Genomic DNA, 14597 nt, shown 5'->3' on the forward strand with positions numbered 1-14597 from the left:
GGGACACCTGCCTGGGAGGAGCGGCAGAAACCTTCGGGGTCAGCGCGACCAGACGGCCGTGTCAGGCGGCAGCTGACCGTCCTGCATAGGCCCGCTCGAAAGCAGGACCTCTCCGGTGACTGGCACGGGCTCGGCGCCGAGGTTCACCACGCAGGTCAGGCCGGAGTCGCGGGTGAACGCCAGGACGCCGTCGTCCGAGGGGAGCCAGGTGAGCGAGCCGTCTCCGAGGTGGTCGCGGCGGAGCGCGAGGGCCTCGCGGTAGAGGTTCAGCATGGAGCCGGGGTCGGCGTCCTGCGCCTCGACGGTGAGGTCCTTCCAGTCGGGCGGCTGCGGCAGCCACGGCTCCCCGTCGCCGAACCCGAACGGCGGCTCGTCCCCGGACCACGGCAGCGGGACGCGGCAGCCGTCGCGGCCGGGGTCGGTGCGCCCGGAGCGCACCCAGATCGGGTCCTGGCGCGCGTCGTCCGGCAGGTCCTCGACCTCGGGGAGGCCGAGCTCCTCGCCCTGGTAGATGTAGACGGCGCCGGGCAGCGCCATCGCGAGGAGCGCCGCCGCCCGCGCCCGCCGGACGCCGAGCTCCCGGTCGGTCGGCGCGCCGTGCCGCCGGTCCTGGAGGTCGAACGAGGTGTCGGCGCGGCCGTAGCGCGTCACGGGCCGGACGACGTCGTGGTTCGACAGCACCCAGGTGGGCGGGGCGCCCAGCGGCGTGTGGGTGGCGAGGGTCGTGTCGATCACCTTGCGCAGCGCGGCGGGTTCCAGCGCGCAGTTGAGGAAGTCGAAGTTGAACGCGGTGTGCATCTCGTCCGGGCGCAGGTAGCGGGCGAAGCGCTCCTGGTCGGGCAGCCACACCTCGCCGACGAGCACCCGCTCCGGGTAGGCGTCGGTGATCTTCCGCCAGCCCCGGTAGATCTCGTGGACGCCGTCCCGGTCGGTGAACGGGTCGAGGCCGTCGGGTTCGGCGTCGGGGTCCTTCACCAGCAGCGCTGCCGAGTCGATGCGGATCCCGTCCACGCCCCGCTCGTACCAGAACCGCAGGACGTCGTGGAACTCGTGGACGACGTCCGGGCTGTTCCAGTTCCAGTCGGGCTGCTCCGGCGCGAACAGGTGCAGGTACCACTCGCCGTCCGGGACGGGGCTCCACGCCGGCCCGCCGAAGATCGACTGCCAGTCGTTGGGCGGCCCGCCGTCCCTGCCCGGACGGAACCAGAACCGCTCCCGCTCGGGCGACCCGGGCCCGGCGGCGACCGCGTCCCGGAACCAGGCCGCCTGGTCGGACGCGTGGTTCGGCACCACGTCCAGGATGATCCGCAGCCCGGCGCCGTGCGCCTCGCCGATCAGCGCCTCGGCCTCGGCGAGCGTGCCGAACACGGCCGCGACGTCCCGGTAGTCGGCGACGTCGTAGCCGCCGTCCGCCAGCGGCGACGGGTACCACGGGTTCAGCCACAGCGCGTCCACGCCGAGGGCGGCGAGGTAGGGCAGCCGGCCGCGCAGGCCGGCGAGGTCGCCGGCGCCGTCGCCGTTTCCGTCGGCGAAACTGCGCGGGTAGACCTGGTAGATCACCGCGCCGCGCCACCATTGTTCGGGCATGCGAGCAACTCCTTAGGGCGAAACGAGGGACGGGGAGCCGGCGAAGGGGGTCAGCCCTTCAGGCCGCCCGCCGTGAGACCGGCCATGATGTGCCGCTGGAAGACGAAGAAGACGACGATGGTGGGCACGCTCGCGATCACGAGCGACCCGATCAGCACGTTCTGCGGCACCTGCACCGCCAGGGACGAGATCGCGACGCTGATCGTCTTGCGGTCGGTGTCGGGCAGCACGAGCAGCGGCCAGACGAAGTCGCGCCACACGTTCACCACCGTGAAGATGGACACGACGCCGAGGATCGGCCGCGACACCGGCAGCACGATCGACCACAGGATGCGGGCGGGCGACGCGCCGTCCACCTCGGCCGCGTCCAGCAGCTCCGTCGGGATCGAGTCGAAGAACCGCTTGAGCAGGAAGATGTTGAACCCGTTCGCGGCGGCCGGCAGCCAGATCGCCCACGGGGTGTTGAGCAGGTTGACGTGCAGGAGCGGCAGGTCCTTCACCGTCAGGTAGGCGGGCAGCAGGATGACCATCGGCGGGATCATCAGCGTCGCCAGCATCATGCCGAGGATCGCCCGGCCGAGCAGCGGCCGCAGCTTCGACAGCGCGTACGCGGCGGTGACGTCCACGCCGAGCGTGAACAGCCACGCCCCGAACGCGTAGAGGGTCGTGTTCCACATGTACTTGCCGAGGTCGAGCTGCCGCCACGCCTCCCGGAATCCGCTCAGGTCGAAGCTGTGCGGGAACACGCTCGGGGGGATGTCGGCCAGCTCGTCCGGCGACTTCATCGCGCCGGTGACCATCCAGTACAGCGGGAAGACGAACACGAACGTGAACGTCACGAACACGGTGGTGAAGACCGTCCAGTAGACGGTCCTGCCGCGCCGGGTGCCGAGGGTGTGCGGCGAGACGAGGGTCCGCGTCTCCGACATCGTCCTACCTCGCTTCCTCGCGCGAGACGCGCAGGTAGATGACGGAGAACACCATCAGGACGAGCATGAGCATGAATCCGAGCGCGCCCCCTCCGCCGAAGTTCGTGAAGTTGAACGCGTACTGGTACATCAGGTAGGCGACGGTGACGGTGGCGTCCTCGGGGCCTCCGCCGGTGAGCAGGAACGGCTCGATGAACACCTGCATCGTCGCGATGACCTGCAGGAGCAGCATCACGAGCAGGATCAGCTTCGTCTGCGGGATCGTGATGTGCCTGATCCGGCGGAACAGCCCGGCGCCGTCCAGCTCCGCCGCCTCGTACAGCTCGCCGGGGATCGTCTGCAGCGCGGCCAGGTAGATGAGGGTGCCGCTGCCGAGGTTCATCCACGTCGACACCAGGACGAGCGAGACCAGCGCCGTGTCGGTCGAGTCCAGCCAGCTCAGCCCCGGCAGCTGGAAGAAGCCGAGGATCTGGTTGAACAGGCCCGGCCCCGGATCGTAGAACCACTTGAACAGCAGGACCGCGACCGCCGGCGGCAGCATCACCGGCAGGTACACGACGAACCGCAGGTAGCCGCGGGCGTGCTTCAGCTCGTTCAGGACGATCGCGATGGCGAACGGCACGACGTACCCGATCACCAGCGCCAGCACGGTGAAGATCGCCGTGTTGACCCAGGCGTCCACGAACACCGGGTCCTCGACCACGGTGCGGAAGTTGTCCAGGCCCACCCACGTGGCGTCCCCGACGAAGTTGGTCTGCTGGAAGCTCAGCAGCACCTCGCGGACGATCGGGTACCAGGAGAAGAACGCGAAGCAGATCAGCGCCCCGCACAGGAACCCGTAGGCGGTCAGGTTGCGCCGCACGGCCCGCCGCCTCCGCGTGGGCGTGCGCGGCGGCGCGGCATGTCCGCGCGCGGCGGGACGGGAACGCGTCCGCACTGTGGTCATGGTCGAGGTCCCCTCGGGAGGCCCGGGACGCCGGCCGGGGTGACCGCCGGCGTCCCGGTGTCGGGCGTCAGGTTCCGGAGCGGGCGAGCGCCGTGTCGGCCTTCTTCCGCGCGTCCGCGAGCAGCTGGTCGATGTTCGCGTCGCGCCTGGTCAGCACCGCCGAGACGACCGAGTCGAGGATCGCGTACAGCTGCTGGGCCTGCGGCGGCTCCAGCTTCCCGGGGACGCTCGTGTAGGCGTCCTCGTACGCCTTGAAGTTCTGCACCGGCAGGTTCGCGGACGCGGCGCGCAGTTCGCGGTCCTTCTGCCCGGTCGCGTTCTGCCCGAACAGCTTCGGCTGCGGCAGGCCGACGGGACGGCCGTCGGTCTTGGCCCGCGCGTAGTTGAGCTGGCCCTGGCCCGGGGTGAGGGCGTAGAAGTCGAGCCACATCAGCCCGGCCTTGATCTTCTCCGGGGACGCCTTGGGGTTGAACATGTAGCCGTCGCCGCCGAGCAGGGTGCCCGTCCCGCCGGGGATCGGGCCCATGCCGTAGTCCGCGTAGTCGCCCTTGAACTGGTCGACGAGCGCGGTCGCGTTGTCCGGGGCGCCGAGGTACATGCCGAGCTTGCCGGACGCCATCATCCGCTGGATGTCGGCGTCGACGAGGAGCTGTTTGCTGCCCATCGAGTCGTCCGTCCAGCGCATGTCCTTGAGGTTCTGCAGGACGGCCTTGCCCTGCGGGCCGTCGAACGCCGACTTCTTCCCGTCCGGGCCCACCATCGAGCCGCCCTGGCTGTAGAGGGACGTGGTGAAGTGCCAGCCGCCCTGGTTCTTCGCGCTCAGCTCGGCGTAGCCGACGGTCCCGTCGCCGAGGGCGCTGATCTTCTTGGCGGCGTCGCGGACCTCGGCCCAGGTCTTGGGCGGCGCGTCCGGGTCGAGGCCGGCCTTCGTGAACAGGGTCCGGTTGTAGAACAGGCCCATCGTGTAGTTCTGCCGCGGCAGCCCGTACGTCTTGCCGCGGTCCTCGAAGACCTTCGCGACGGTCGGGTCGAGGTTCGCGTTCTGCTTGACCTGGCCGAGGTACGGGGTGATGTCGGCGGCCTGGCCGTGCGCGACGATGTTCTTGACGTCGGTGAAGTAGACGTAGAAGACGTCCTCCATCTGGCCGCCCGCGAGCTTCGCCTGGAACGTCTGCGGGTCGATGCAGGGGAAGGCGTCCTTGCCCTCGACGGTGATGTTGGGGTGCAGCTTCTGGAACGCGGCGACGTCCTCGTTCCACTCCTTGCGCTGCGCCTCCTGGCTCTTGGCCGGCATGCAGCCGACCGTGATCGACACCTTGGTGCCGGCGTCCAGGGGCGCGCCGTCCTTGCCGTCGGAGCCGTCCCCGCCGCACGCGGCGGCGGTCGCGCCGAGCGCCACGGTGAGCAGGGTGGCGAGAATCCGGGATCTCATGGGGGTTCCTCCTGGGCCGTCGGGTCGGCCAATTGCGAGGAACATACAGAGACCAACATCACAATGCAATAGATGAATGAACATACGCAAGAAACTGACAAGAGCGGCACTCCTGCGCGTAAGCGGAGGTCGGAACGACGAAAGCCGCCCTGCGTGAGGACGGCTTTCGGACGGGCTGAAAGTGGGTCGGTCAGGCGGCGCGGACGGGCGCGGTCGACGCCCGGACGACCAGCTCCGGCTCGTACAGCAGTTCCTCGGCGGTCACCGAGGCGCCCTCCACCTGGTTGACGAGCAGCGTGACCGCCGCGCGCCCGATCGCCTCGATCGGCTGCCGGACGGTGGTGAGCGGCGGGTTCACGCAATTCATGAACGCGGAGTCGTCATAGCCGACGACCGAAACGTCGTCCGGCACCGACTTCCCGAGCCGCCGCACCGCGCGGATGACGCCGAGAGCGAGGGGGTCGCTGGCGCAGATGATGCCGGTGACGCCGTCGCGGATGAGCCGCCCGGTGACCGCCTGCCCGCCCTCCAGCGAGAACATGCTGCGCCTGACCCAGGCGGGCGGGAGGTCGATGCCCGCGCGCTCGGCGGCGGCGCGGACGGCGGCGAGCTTGCGGTTGGAGCACACGTGGTCCTCGGGGCCGAGGACCACGCCGATCCGCTCGTGCCCGAGGGACAGCAGATGCGCGAACGCCTGCTCGGCGGCGACCGCGTCGTCGGTCGAGACCTGCGGGAAGCTGAGCTTCTCGGCGGCCGCGTTGACCAGGACGACGGGCAGCCGCACGTCGAGCAGCCGGTGGTAGTGGTCGTGCGGGGCATCGGCCTCGGCGTACAGGCCGCCGGCGAAGACCACCCCTGACGCCTGCTGCTGCAGGAGCATCTCGACGTAGTCGGCCTCCGACAGACCGCCCGGGGTGAGCGTGCACAGCACCGGCGTGAACCCGCGCTGGGCGAGGGCGCCGCCGACGACCTCGGCCAGCGCGGGGAAGATCGGGTTGCCGAGCTCGGGCAGCACGAGGCCGACCAGCCGGGCCCGCTCGCCCCGCAGCTGGGTGGGGCGCTCGTAGCCGAGCACGTCGAGGGCGGTGAGGACGGCCGCGCGGGTCGCCTCCGACACGCCGGGCTTGTCGTTCAGGACCCGGCTGACGGTGGCCTCGCTGACCCCGACCTTCTTGGCGACCTCGGCCAGTCGACGTGTCATGCCCGCAACTATACGACGAGGCCGCGCAAGCCGTTTACGTTCCTTGCGTCCGGGCGACCCGGTTGACCGCGGACAGCATCGCCTTGAGGGACGCGGTGACGATGTTGCCGTCGATGCCGGCGCCCCACACCGTCGTGCCGTTCACGTCGCACTCGACGTAGGCCGCGGCGCGCGCGTCGCCGCCCGCGCTCATCGCGTGCTCGGCGTAGTCCAGCACCCGCACGTCGACCCCGATCGTGGCGAGGGCGTCCTCGAACGCCGACACCGGCCCGTTGCCGACGCCCTCGATCTCGCGGATCTCGCCGTCCACCCGGACGTCGCAGCTGAGCGCGTCCTTCTCGTCCACCCGGGACGTCGTCCGGTGCGCCAGCAGCCCGGCGCGCGGCCCGTTGGCGAGGAACTCGGACTCGAAGATCTCCCACATGCGCTCGGCGGTGACCTCGCCGCCGTCGCTGTCGGTGTGCTCCTGCACGACGCGGGAGAACTCGATCTGCAGCCGGCGCGGCAGCTCCAGCGCGTGCTCGGTCTTCATGATGTAGGCCACGCCGCCCTTGCCGGACTGGCTGTTGACCCGGATCACGGCCTCGTACGTCCGGCCGACGTCGTGCGGGTCGATCGGCAGGTACGGGACCTCCCAGCGGTACTGCTCCACCGGCACCCCGGCGGCCTCGGCGTCCCGGCGCAGGTGGTCGAAGCCCTTGTTGATGGCGTCCTGGTGGGAGCCGGAGAACGCGGTGTAGACCAGGTCGCCGCCGTAGGGGTGCCGCTCGTGGACGGGCAGCTGGTTGCAGTACTCGACCGTCCGGCGGATCTCGTCGATGCCGGAGAAGTCGATCTGCGGGTCGACGCCCTGGGTGAACAGGTTCAGGCCCAGGGTCACCAGGCAGACGTTGCCGGTGCGCTCGCCGTTGCCGAACAGGCAGCCCTCGATGCGGTCGGCGCCCGCCATGTAGCCCAGCTCGGCGGCGGCGACGGCCGTGCCGCGGTCGTTGTGCGGGTGCAGCGACAGGATGACGGAGTCGCGGCGGTTCAGGTTCCGGTTCATCCACTCGATCTGGTCGGCGTACACGTTCGGGGTCGCCATCTCGACCGTCGCCGGCAGGTTGACGATGACCTTCCTGTCCGGCGTCGGCTTCCACACGTCGTTGACCGCGTTGCAGACCTCGGCGGCGTACTCCAGCTCGGTGCCGGTGAACGACTCCGGCGAGTACTGGAAGTAGATCTCGGTGTCGCCCATGTCCTCGGCGAGCTTGGCGCACAGCTTGGCGCCCTCGACGGCGATCGCGGTGATGCCGTCGCGGTCCTGCCCGAACACGACGCGGCGCTGCAGCGTGCTCGTCGAGTTGTACAGGTGGACGATCGCCTGCTTGGCGCCGCGCACCGACTCGAAGGTCCGCTCGATCAGCTCGGGGCGGGCCTGCGTCAGCACCTGGATCACCACGTCATCGGGGACCCGGTCCTCCTCGATGATCTGCCGGACGAAGTCGTAGTCGGTCTGGCTGGCCGCCGGGAAGCCGACCTCGATCTCCTTGTAGCCCATGCGTACCAGCAGCTCGAACATCTTGAGCTTGCGGTGCGCGTCCATCGGGTCGATCAGCGCCTGGTTGCCGTCCCGCAGGTCGACGGCGCACCAGCGCGGGGCCTCGGTGATGACCTGGTCCGGCCACGTCCGGTCGGTGAGCCTGACCGGCTCGAAGGGGCGGTAGCGCTGGAAGGGCATACCGGAAGACTGCTGTTGCGGATACATCCGTTGGGATCTCTCTGCTCGAACCTCGCGGCCGACGTCCATGTCAAAGACCCGCAGCGAGGGAGCCGACCTGGTCTACAGGCCCCCGCTGCGGCCGCTAAGGAGGAGCAGCTCACGCAACACGTTCGCCAAGTTAACAGATGGCATCCGCGTTACGGAAACCGACGTCCGGATGCTGAGACAACCGGCTCCTCCCCCCGTCTCACTCCTGAACGCCGCCCCGCCCGCGGCCCATTCCATGCGCCGCTCAGGGGACGAGCACGGAGAGGCAGGTCACACAGCCGTCGAGGGCCTCGAACTCGCCGATGTCGACGCTCGTGACGCGCAGCCCGTCCGCCGCGAGCTGCGCCGCCGTGCGCGGCGCGGACGCCGACATCAGCACGTGGTCGGGCCCGAGCACCACCACGTGCGCGCCCTCCGGCTCCCGGACGACCCGCAGGCACGGCAGCACCGACGTGTCCACCATCTCCGGGACGCCGATCAGCCCGCCGTCCGGCAGCGCGGTCATCGCCGACTTCAGGTGCAGGCAGCCGCTGATGTCCACCGGGACGACCTTCCGCCCGCCCAGCAGATGCGCGAGCTGGCAGATGCCCTCCTCGTTGGTGCGGGCGCCGCGCCCCACGTAGACGGTGTCGCCGACGTCCAGCACGTCGCCGCCGTCCAGGGTGCCGGGCTCCTTGATCCGCTCGATCCGCAGGCCGAGCTCGCGCGCCGCCTGCTCGGCGCCCGCGACCTCGTCGCGGCGGCCCGCCGCCCCGGACCGGCCGAGGATCGCCAGGTCGCCGCAGACGATCAGCGCGTCCTCGATGAACACGGCGTCGGGCAGGTCGTCGGCGGGCGCGACGGCGCCGACCCGCCAGCCGGCCGACCGCAGCGCCGCGACGTACGCCGCGTGCTGGCGGCCCGCGAGCGCGGCGTCCACCGGGCGGCGGGCCGCGTGCGTGACGATCGCCTCGGTCAGGCGCGGGCCCGGCGGCCGGACCAGGGCCCGTCCGGCGGTGTTCAGGCCGTCGGCGCAGGTCATGTCAGCGTGCCGCCCCCTCGGTGGTCACGATCACACCCAGCGCGTAGGCGCGGGACATGCCGAGCAGGTCCGCGATGCCGTGCAGGGCGAGCCGCTCCCCGTCGCCGAGCGGGCCGTCCGCCAGCCCGATCCGGACGGCCTGCGCGAGGAACCACTCCTTGGCCTCCACCGCGAGCTGGCCCCCGGCCTCGGCGACCTCGCGCTCCAGGAACGTCCGGCGCAGCCCGAGGTCGGCGTTCACGGCGGCGCCGTCGTAGTCCGGCTCGCCGTACCCGGTCACCGTCGTGATCGCGCGGGCGCGGGCCGCGGCGTCGGCGGGGTCGCCGGCGCGCAGCACCAGGGCCGCCGCCGCCCGCATCCCGGCGGCCAGCGCCTCGGCCATCTGCTGCGCGGTCGGCGTCCGCAGCGCCGAGACCGGGAAGCGGCCCCGGCACGTCCGGCACACCACGGCGTGCCCGAGCCGCCACAGCGGCACCATCGGGACGAAGAACACCGAGAGCCAGCGGCGCCCGGCACGCCTCCGGTAAGCGCGGTCGCCCCCGCACTGCGGGCAGTGGAACGTCCCCTCGCTGACCGTACGGAACACCGCCGTCAGGCCGAAAACGAGCAACACCGGGGCTCTCCTCCCATAACGGACTTCGTTCCAAACTACCGATCGATGACCGCCGACGTGGCCGTCCCGGACAATGCCGTTCGTGCGTTTACGCTGGGTTCATGACCGGTGACCTGGGTTCCGACGCGGGCCGCGCGCGGTCGCGCCCGTCCTTCCTGCCGCCCGTGGACGGCTATCCGCCGCAGTACGCCGACCCGGCCGGGCCCGCCCCCGCGGCGGACCCGCCGCGCCGCGGCACCGCCTGGATCGCCGCCGTGATCGCCGCCGCGTCGGCGCTGCTGGTGTCGGCGTTCCTGCCGTGGGCGCGCGCCCAGGTCGTCGTCGACCTGTTCGGCCGCTCGCTGAGCCGCGACCTCGGCAGCGTGGCGGGCATCGACGCCGACGACATGGTGCTCGCCGTGCCGGTCCTCGCGGTCGTCGCGATCGCGCTGGCCGCCTGGGACCTGATCGACCGGGACGCGCGGATCGGCGCGCTCGCCGCGATCCCCGGCATGCTCGCCCTGCTCGTCTGCGGGATCTTCGTGCTGCGGCTCGGCCATGTCCGCGACGACCTGCCCGAGACCGGCCTCGACCTGGGATACCAGATCACCGTCCGCTACGGCTGGTACCTGGCCGTCGTCACGTCCCTGTTCGTGGTCGGCTTCAGCCTGGCCCGCCCGATCGGCGAGCGGGTGGCGAAGTCGCAGCGGCAGCCGGAACAGGACTACTCACAGTATCCGCATGCGGACCCGCAGTACGCGGAACGGCAGTACTCGTCCGGCGAGTACGCCGCCTGGCCCTCCGAAGACCAGGCATGGGGCCGCCAGGACCAGGAGGAACCCGGAAAGGATCAGCGTCTTTCTGGGGGGACGACCCCCCAGCAGGAGCACGACCGACCGTCGTCCTCCGCTCCGGACGCCGGTCAGTCGTAGAAACCGAGCCGGCGCAGCTGCTTGGGGTCGCGCTGCCAGTCCTTCAGGACGCTGACGCGCAGGTCGAGGAACACCTTCGTGCCGAGCAGCGCCTCGATCTGGCGCCGCGCCGCCGCGCCGACCTCCCGGAGCCGCGAGCCCTTGTGCCCGATGATGATGCCCTTCTGGCTGGAGCGCTCGACGAACAGGTGCGCGTAGATGTCGACGAGGTCGTCGCGGCCCTCGCGCGGCGCCATCTCGTCCACCGCCACGGCGATCGAGTGGGGCAGCTCGTCGCGGACGCCCTCCAGCGCCGCCTCCCGGATCAGCTCGCCGACCAGGACCTGCTCGGGCTCGTCGGTGAGGTCGCCCTCCGGGTAGAGCGGCATCCCCTCGGGCAGCCGGGAGATCAGCAGGTCGCCCACCAGGCCGACCTGGAAGCCGTTCTCGGCGGAGCACGGCACGATGTCGGCGAACTCGCCCAGCTCCCCGACCGCCAGGAGCTGCTCGGCGACCTGCGCGGGCGCGACGAGGTCGGTCTTGGTGACGATCCCGACCACGGGCGTCTTCTTCACCCCCGCCAGCTCCCTGGCGATGTACTTGTCGCCGGGCCCGACCGGCTGGTCCGCCGGTACGCAGAACCCGATCACGTCCACCTCGGTCAGCGTCGACCGGACGAGGCTGTCGAGCCGCTCGCCGAGCAGCGTCCGCGGCTTGTGCAGGCCGGGGGTGTCGACGACGACAAGCTGCGCGTCCGGCCGGTGCACGATCCCCCGGATGGCCCGCCGCGTCGTCTGCGGACGGCTGCTGGTGATCGCCACCTTGGTCCCCACCAAGGCGTTCATCAGCGTCGACTTCCCCACATTGGGCCGCCCGACAAAACACGCAAAACCCGATCGATGGCCCTCGGGCGCCCCGTCTCCTGAACTCGTCACCCCCCAATTGTCGCCTACCCCGTGACCCGCTGCGCTCGCCCGCCGGTCACGGGCCGGGCGGACGGAGAGCGCCCTGCCGCCCGGAGGCCGCACGATCCGCCGGGACGGGAGGCGGTCTCACGAGGCGCGGAGCGAGTCGGGAAACGGCCTTCCGTCCCGTGACGTGGGTTCCAGGGGGTCGCCGCCCAGGGCGAGCGCGGCCTTCTCGGCCCAGAAGGGGGCGCTCAATCGGGCGGCGACGTCGGCGGCCTTGCGGTAGTGGGCGGCGGCGACGTCGGAGGGGCGGTCCAGGAAGCGTGCGAGGTCACCGAGGATGTGGGCGACCGGGCCGACGGTGGCGACGGCGGTGGAGCCGCCGGTGAAGTGGCCCTCGTAAGGCAGCAGCGCCGTGTAGGCCTCGTCGGCCAGGGCGCGGTCGCCGAGGGCGATGGCGCGCAGGCCGCGGACCGGCATGGTGAGGTCGAAGAAGTAGTCGAGCCGCACGGGCCCGGCGCCGGCGACGGCCCGGCGGGCCTCGGCGGTGCGGCCGGCCGCGGCCAGCGCGAGGGCGTGGATGTCCGCGGTGGCGGCGACGTGGCCCCACTGCTCGTGCAGCCAGGCGGCCTCGTCCACCATCTCCCCGGCGCGCCCCTGGACGAGCCGCAGGCAGAACGGGCCGAGGAGCACCATGCCGCGCTCGCTGAACCAGATCCGGGTCCGGCCGATGGATGCGCCGACCTCGGCGAACCCGCGTTCGGCCGCGTCGGGCAGGGCGGCGAAGGCGCGCACCAGGGCGGCGTGCCAGTCCGCGATCGTGGCGAGCAGCGGCAGCCCGTACTGGTCGGCGATCCGCCGTCCCTCCGCGAGGTGCCGCTCCGCGGCGGGCAGGTCGAGCATGGCGACGTTCGCCTGCTGCAGCTGCAGGTGCGCGAGGACGCGGTAGGTGCCGAGGTCGTGCTCGGCGGCGAGGTCGAGCAGTTCGGAGGCGATGCGGTGCCGCTCGGCTAGCCCCTCGACGGTCCGGTAGTTGTTGATGTAGGCGGCGTTGAGCGCGCCGGCGACCAGTTCGGGGTCGCCGAGGGCGCGGGCCGTGCGCAGCGCCTCCCCGGACGCCCGGACGCCCCGGTCGTGCTGCTCGCCCTCCAGCTCCATCGCCAGCGTGGTCAGCAGCCGGACGCGCAGTTCCGGCTCGTCGGCCGGGAGCCGGGCGAGCGCCTCGTCGGTCGCGTCCACCACGGCGTGGTCGAGGCTGCCGTACTCGCGGCTCGTCCAGAGGGTGGGGACGTCGAAGGCGGCGATGATCCGGGCGAGCGGCCGGACGTCGCCGAACGCGCGGGCGTCGGCGATGGCGGCGAGGCGCCGGTCCCGGGCGTCGACGACCTGCCCGGACAGCGCGCTCGCCCGGATCGCGGCGGCCTCGGCCTCCAGCCGGTCGCGGGTCGCCCCGGGGCCCTGCGCGCGCAGCACCTCCACGACCCGGACCCACAGGTCGGCCGCCACGCCGTGCGCGTAGCGGGCCTCGGCTGCCTCGGCGGCGCGGCGCGCGTACCGGACGGCCTTGGCCGGGTCCGTGCCCGCTTCGAGGTAGTGGTGCGCGATCGCGGCGGCCTCGCCCGGTGCGTGCCGTTCGAGCGCGGCGGCGACGCGGCCGTGCACGCGGGTGCGGCGGGCGCGCGACAGGCCCGTGTAGAGGGTGTCGCGGACGAGGTCGTGCGCGAACCGCATCCGGCCGGGCGCGGGCTCGGCGACCAGGCCCACGGCCATGCCCGCCTCCACGGCGTCGATCACGGTGTCCTCGTCCCCGGCGAGGTCGGACAGGACGCGCAGGTCGGCGTTCCGGCCGATGACGGCGGCGTCCCGCAGGACGGTCTGGACCGGTCCCGGCAGCCGCGCGATGCGGCGGCGCAGCACGTCGCCGACGCCGGCCGGGACCCGGTGGGTGGCGGCGGGCAGCCCCTCGGCGTCGAGCAGCCGGGCGGTCTCCCGGGTGAAGAACGGGTTGCCGCCGGTCCGCTCGGCGATGGCGGCCAGTTCCGCGTCGCCGAAGCCGGTGGCGCCGGTGCCGCGGACGAGCGCGGCGACCTCGGCCGCCGACAGCCCGCCCAGCTCGATCCGCTCGGGCTCGTGCCTGGCGAGGGCGGCCAGCGCGGCGGCGAGGCCGTCGGGTACCTCGGTCTGCCGGAACGTCGTCACCAGCAGGACGGGACGGTCCCGCAGCCGCCCGGCGAGCCGGACCAGCAGGGCGAGCGTCTCCTCGTCGGCCCAGTGCAGATCGTCCAGGACGAGCAGGAGCGGCGCGGTCTCCGCCATCGCGCCGAGGTAGTCGCCGACGGCAAGGTGGAGCCGGAACCGCCCGGTGCTGACGTCGGTGCCGCCGGGGCCGGTGACGGCGTCGTCCAGCAGCGGCCCGAGCCGCGCGGCCAGGTCGCCGGCGGGCGGGACGGCGGCGGACAGCTCACGCAGCAGCTCGGCCCAAGGCCAGGCGGCGGGCGCTCCCCCGGTTTCCGGGGCGCGGCCCCACGCGCACGTCCAGCCCCGTCCGGCGAGGTCGCGGGCGAAGCGTTCGGCGAGCGCGGTCTTGCCCATGCCCGCGTCGCCGCCGACGATGACGACACCGCCCCGGCCCGCCGCCGCGCCGCGTGCGGCGCCCTCCAGCCGGGCCAGCTCCTGGACACGGCCGACGAAGGCGGGCCCTTCGGCGGCTTCGGGCGCCAGCCGCAGGACGGGACGGGCGCGGGCCGGTTCAGGCTCCCCCAGCTCGGGCGCCTGGGCGAGGATGCCGGACTCTAGCCGCCGGAGCGCCGGGCCGGGATCGACGCCGAGCTCCTCGGTCAAGACCGCGCGGGCGCGGCGCAGGGCCGCGAGGGCGTCGCCCTGCCGCCCGGTCCGGTAGAGGGCGAGGGCCAGGAGCCGCCACGCCTCCTCGCGCAGCGGATTGCCGGCGGCGTGCGCGTCCAGGTCGGGGACGGCCTCGGCGGCGGCTCCGAGCCGCAGCATCGCGCCGGCGCGGCGCTCGACGGCGAGGCGGCGCCGCTCGTCCAGCCGGGCGGCCTCGGCGGCGGCCCACGGCAGATCGGCGAACTCGGCGTAGGCGGGCCCGCGCCATTCGGCGAGCGCCGCCTCCGCGCGGCGGCGGGCCTCCGCCGCGTCGCCGTCGAGCAGCGCGGCGGACTCGTCGATCAGCGCGTCGAACCGCCAGGCGTCAACGCCGTCGTCCGGCAGCCGGAGCGCGTACCCCGGCGGCTCGGTGACGAGGACCCGCGCGGGCGTGCGGGGCGGGCGGCCGGGTTCGAGCGCGCGCCGCAGGTGGGACA

General features: G+C 72.6%; 11 protein-coding genes. 1 reads left to right on the forward strand and 10 read right to left on the reverse strand.

Features of this window, described 5'->3' with window-relative positions:
• Positions 1-39: 39 nt before the first annotated feature.
• The 8 genes from E1293_RS19945 to E1293_RS19980 form a co-directional block, all read right to left on the reverse strand.
• Positions 40-1587 carry a glycoside hydrolase family 13 protein gene (locus E1293_RS19945; protein ID WP_132198945.1) on the reverse strand — a complete coding sequence of 516 codons (1548 nt, stop codon included), beginning with the start codon at positions 1585-1587 and terminating at the stop codon, positions 40-42.
• Between the two features lie 50 nt (positions 1588-1637).
• On the reverse strand, positions 1638-2516 hold the full coding sequence (locus E1293_RS19950; RefSeq protein ID WP_132198946.1) for a carbohydrate ABC transporter permease: 879 nt from the start codon (positions 2514-2516) through the stop codon (positions 1638-1640).
• Positions 2517-2520: 4 nt separating this feature from the next.
• Entirely contained in the window at positions 2521-3462 is a 942-nt protein-coding gene (locus E1293_RS19955; RefSeq protein ID WP_132198947.1) for a carbohydrate ABC transporter permease, read from the reverse strand.
• A 67-nt stretch (positions 3463-3529) separates the two neighbouring features.
• Positions 3530-4894, reverse strand: a complete 1365-nt coding sequence (locus E1293_RS19960; RefSeq protein WP_132198948.1) for an ABC transporter substrate-binding protein — start codon at positions 4892-4894, stop codon at positions 3530-3532.
• A gap of 190 nt (positions 4895-5084) precedes the next feature.
• The gene (locus E1293_RS19965; protein WP_132198949.1) at positions 5085-6095 is read right to left on the reverse strand and encodes a LacI family DNA-binding transcriptional regulator; all 1011 of its coding nucleotides are present in this window, start codon (positions 6093-6095) and stop codon (positions 5085-5087) included.
• Positions 6096-6129: 34 nt separating this feature from the next.
• Entirely contained in the window at positions 6130-7842 is a 1713-nt protein-coding gene (leuA, locus tag E1293_RS19970) for a 2-isopropylmalate synthase (RefSeq protein WP_132198950.1), read from the reverse strand.
• Between the two features lie 247 nt (positions 7843-8089).
• Entirely contained in the window at positions 8090-8866 is a 777-nt protein-coding gene (gene ddaH, locus E1293_RS19975) for a dimethylargininase (RefSeq protein WP_132198951.1), read from the reverse strand.
• Position 8867: 1 nt separating this feature from the next.
• Positions 8868-9479, reverse strand: coding sequence for a hypothetical protein (locus E1293_RS19980; protein WP_132198952.1), 612 nt, complete (start codon positions 9477-9479; stop codon positions 8868-8870).
• A 101-nt stretch (positions 9480-9580) separates the two neighbouring features.
• Between E1293_RS19980 and E1293_RS19985 the strand changes: the two genes are divergently transcribed.
• On the forward strand, positions 9581-10390 hold the full coding sequence (locus E1293_RS19985; protein WP_132198953.1) for a hypothetical protein: 810 nt from the start codon (positions 9581-9583) through the stop codon (positions 10388-10390).
• On the opposite strand, the gene era is transcribed toward E1293_RS19985, so the two are convergent.
• The gene (gene era, locus E1293_RS19990) at positions 10381-11304 is read right to left on the reverse strand and encodes a GTPase Era (RefSeq protein WP_132198954.1); all 924 of its coding nucleotides are present in this window, start codon (positions 11302-11304) and stop codon (positions 10381-10383) included. The genes E1293_RS19985 and era overlap by 10 nt on opposite strands.
• A 117-nt stretch (positions 11305-11421) precedes the next feature.
• On the reverse strand, positions 11422-14597 hold a 3176-nt coding region (locus E1293_RS19995; protein WP_132198955.1), incomplete at its 5' end, for an ATP-binding protein.

It is taken from the genome of Actinomadura darangshiensis, from assembly GCF_004349235.1.
GTDB lineage: Bacteria > Actinomycetota > Actinomycetes > Streptosporangiales > Streptosporangiaceae > Spirillospora > Spirillospora darangshiensis.

Coding starts and splice junctions, on each gene's coding strand:
- ddaH (WP_132198951.1), bottom strand. CDS start 8,866: ATGACCTGCGCCGACGGCCTGAACACCGCCGGACGGGCCCTGGTCCGG.
- E1293_RS19950 (WP_132198946.1), bottom strand. CDS start 2,516: ATGTCGGAGACGCGGACCCTCGTCTCGCCGCACACCCTCGGCACCCGG.
- E1293_RS19965 (WP_132198949.1), bottom strand. CDS start 6,095: ATGACACGTCGACTGGCCGAGGTCGCCAAGAAGGTCGGGGTCAGCGAG.
- E1293_RS19960 (WP_132198948.1), bottom strand. CDS start 4,894: ATGAGATCCCGGATTCTCGCCACCCTGCTCACCGTGGCGCTCGGCGCG.
- E1293_RS19955 (WP_132198947.1), bottom strand. CDS start 3,462: ATGACCACAGTGCGGACGCGTTCCCGTCCCGCCGCGCGCGGACATGCC.
- leuA (WP_132198950.1), bottom strand. CDS start 7,842: ATGTATCCGCAACAGCAGTCTTCCGGTATGCCCTTCCAGCGCTACCGC.
- E1293_RS19945 (WP_132198945.1), bottom strand. CDS start 1,587: ATGCCCGAACAATGGTGGCGCGGCGCGGTGATCTACCAGGTCTACCCG.
- E1293_RS19985 (WP_132198953.1), top strand. CDS start 9,581: ATGACCGGTGACCTGGGTTCCGACGCGGGCCGCGCGCGGTCGCGCCCG.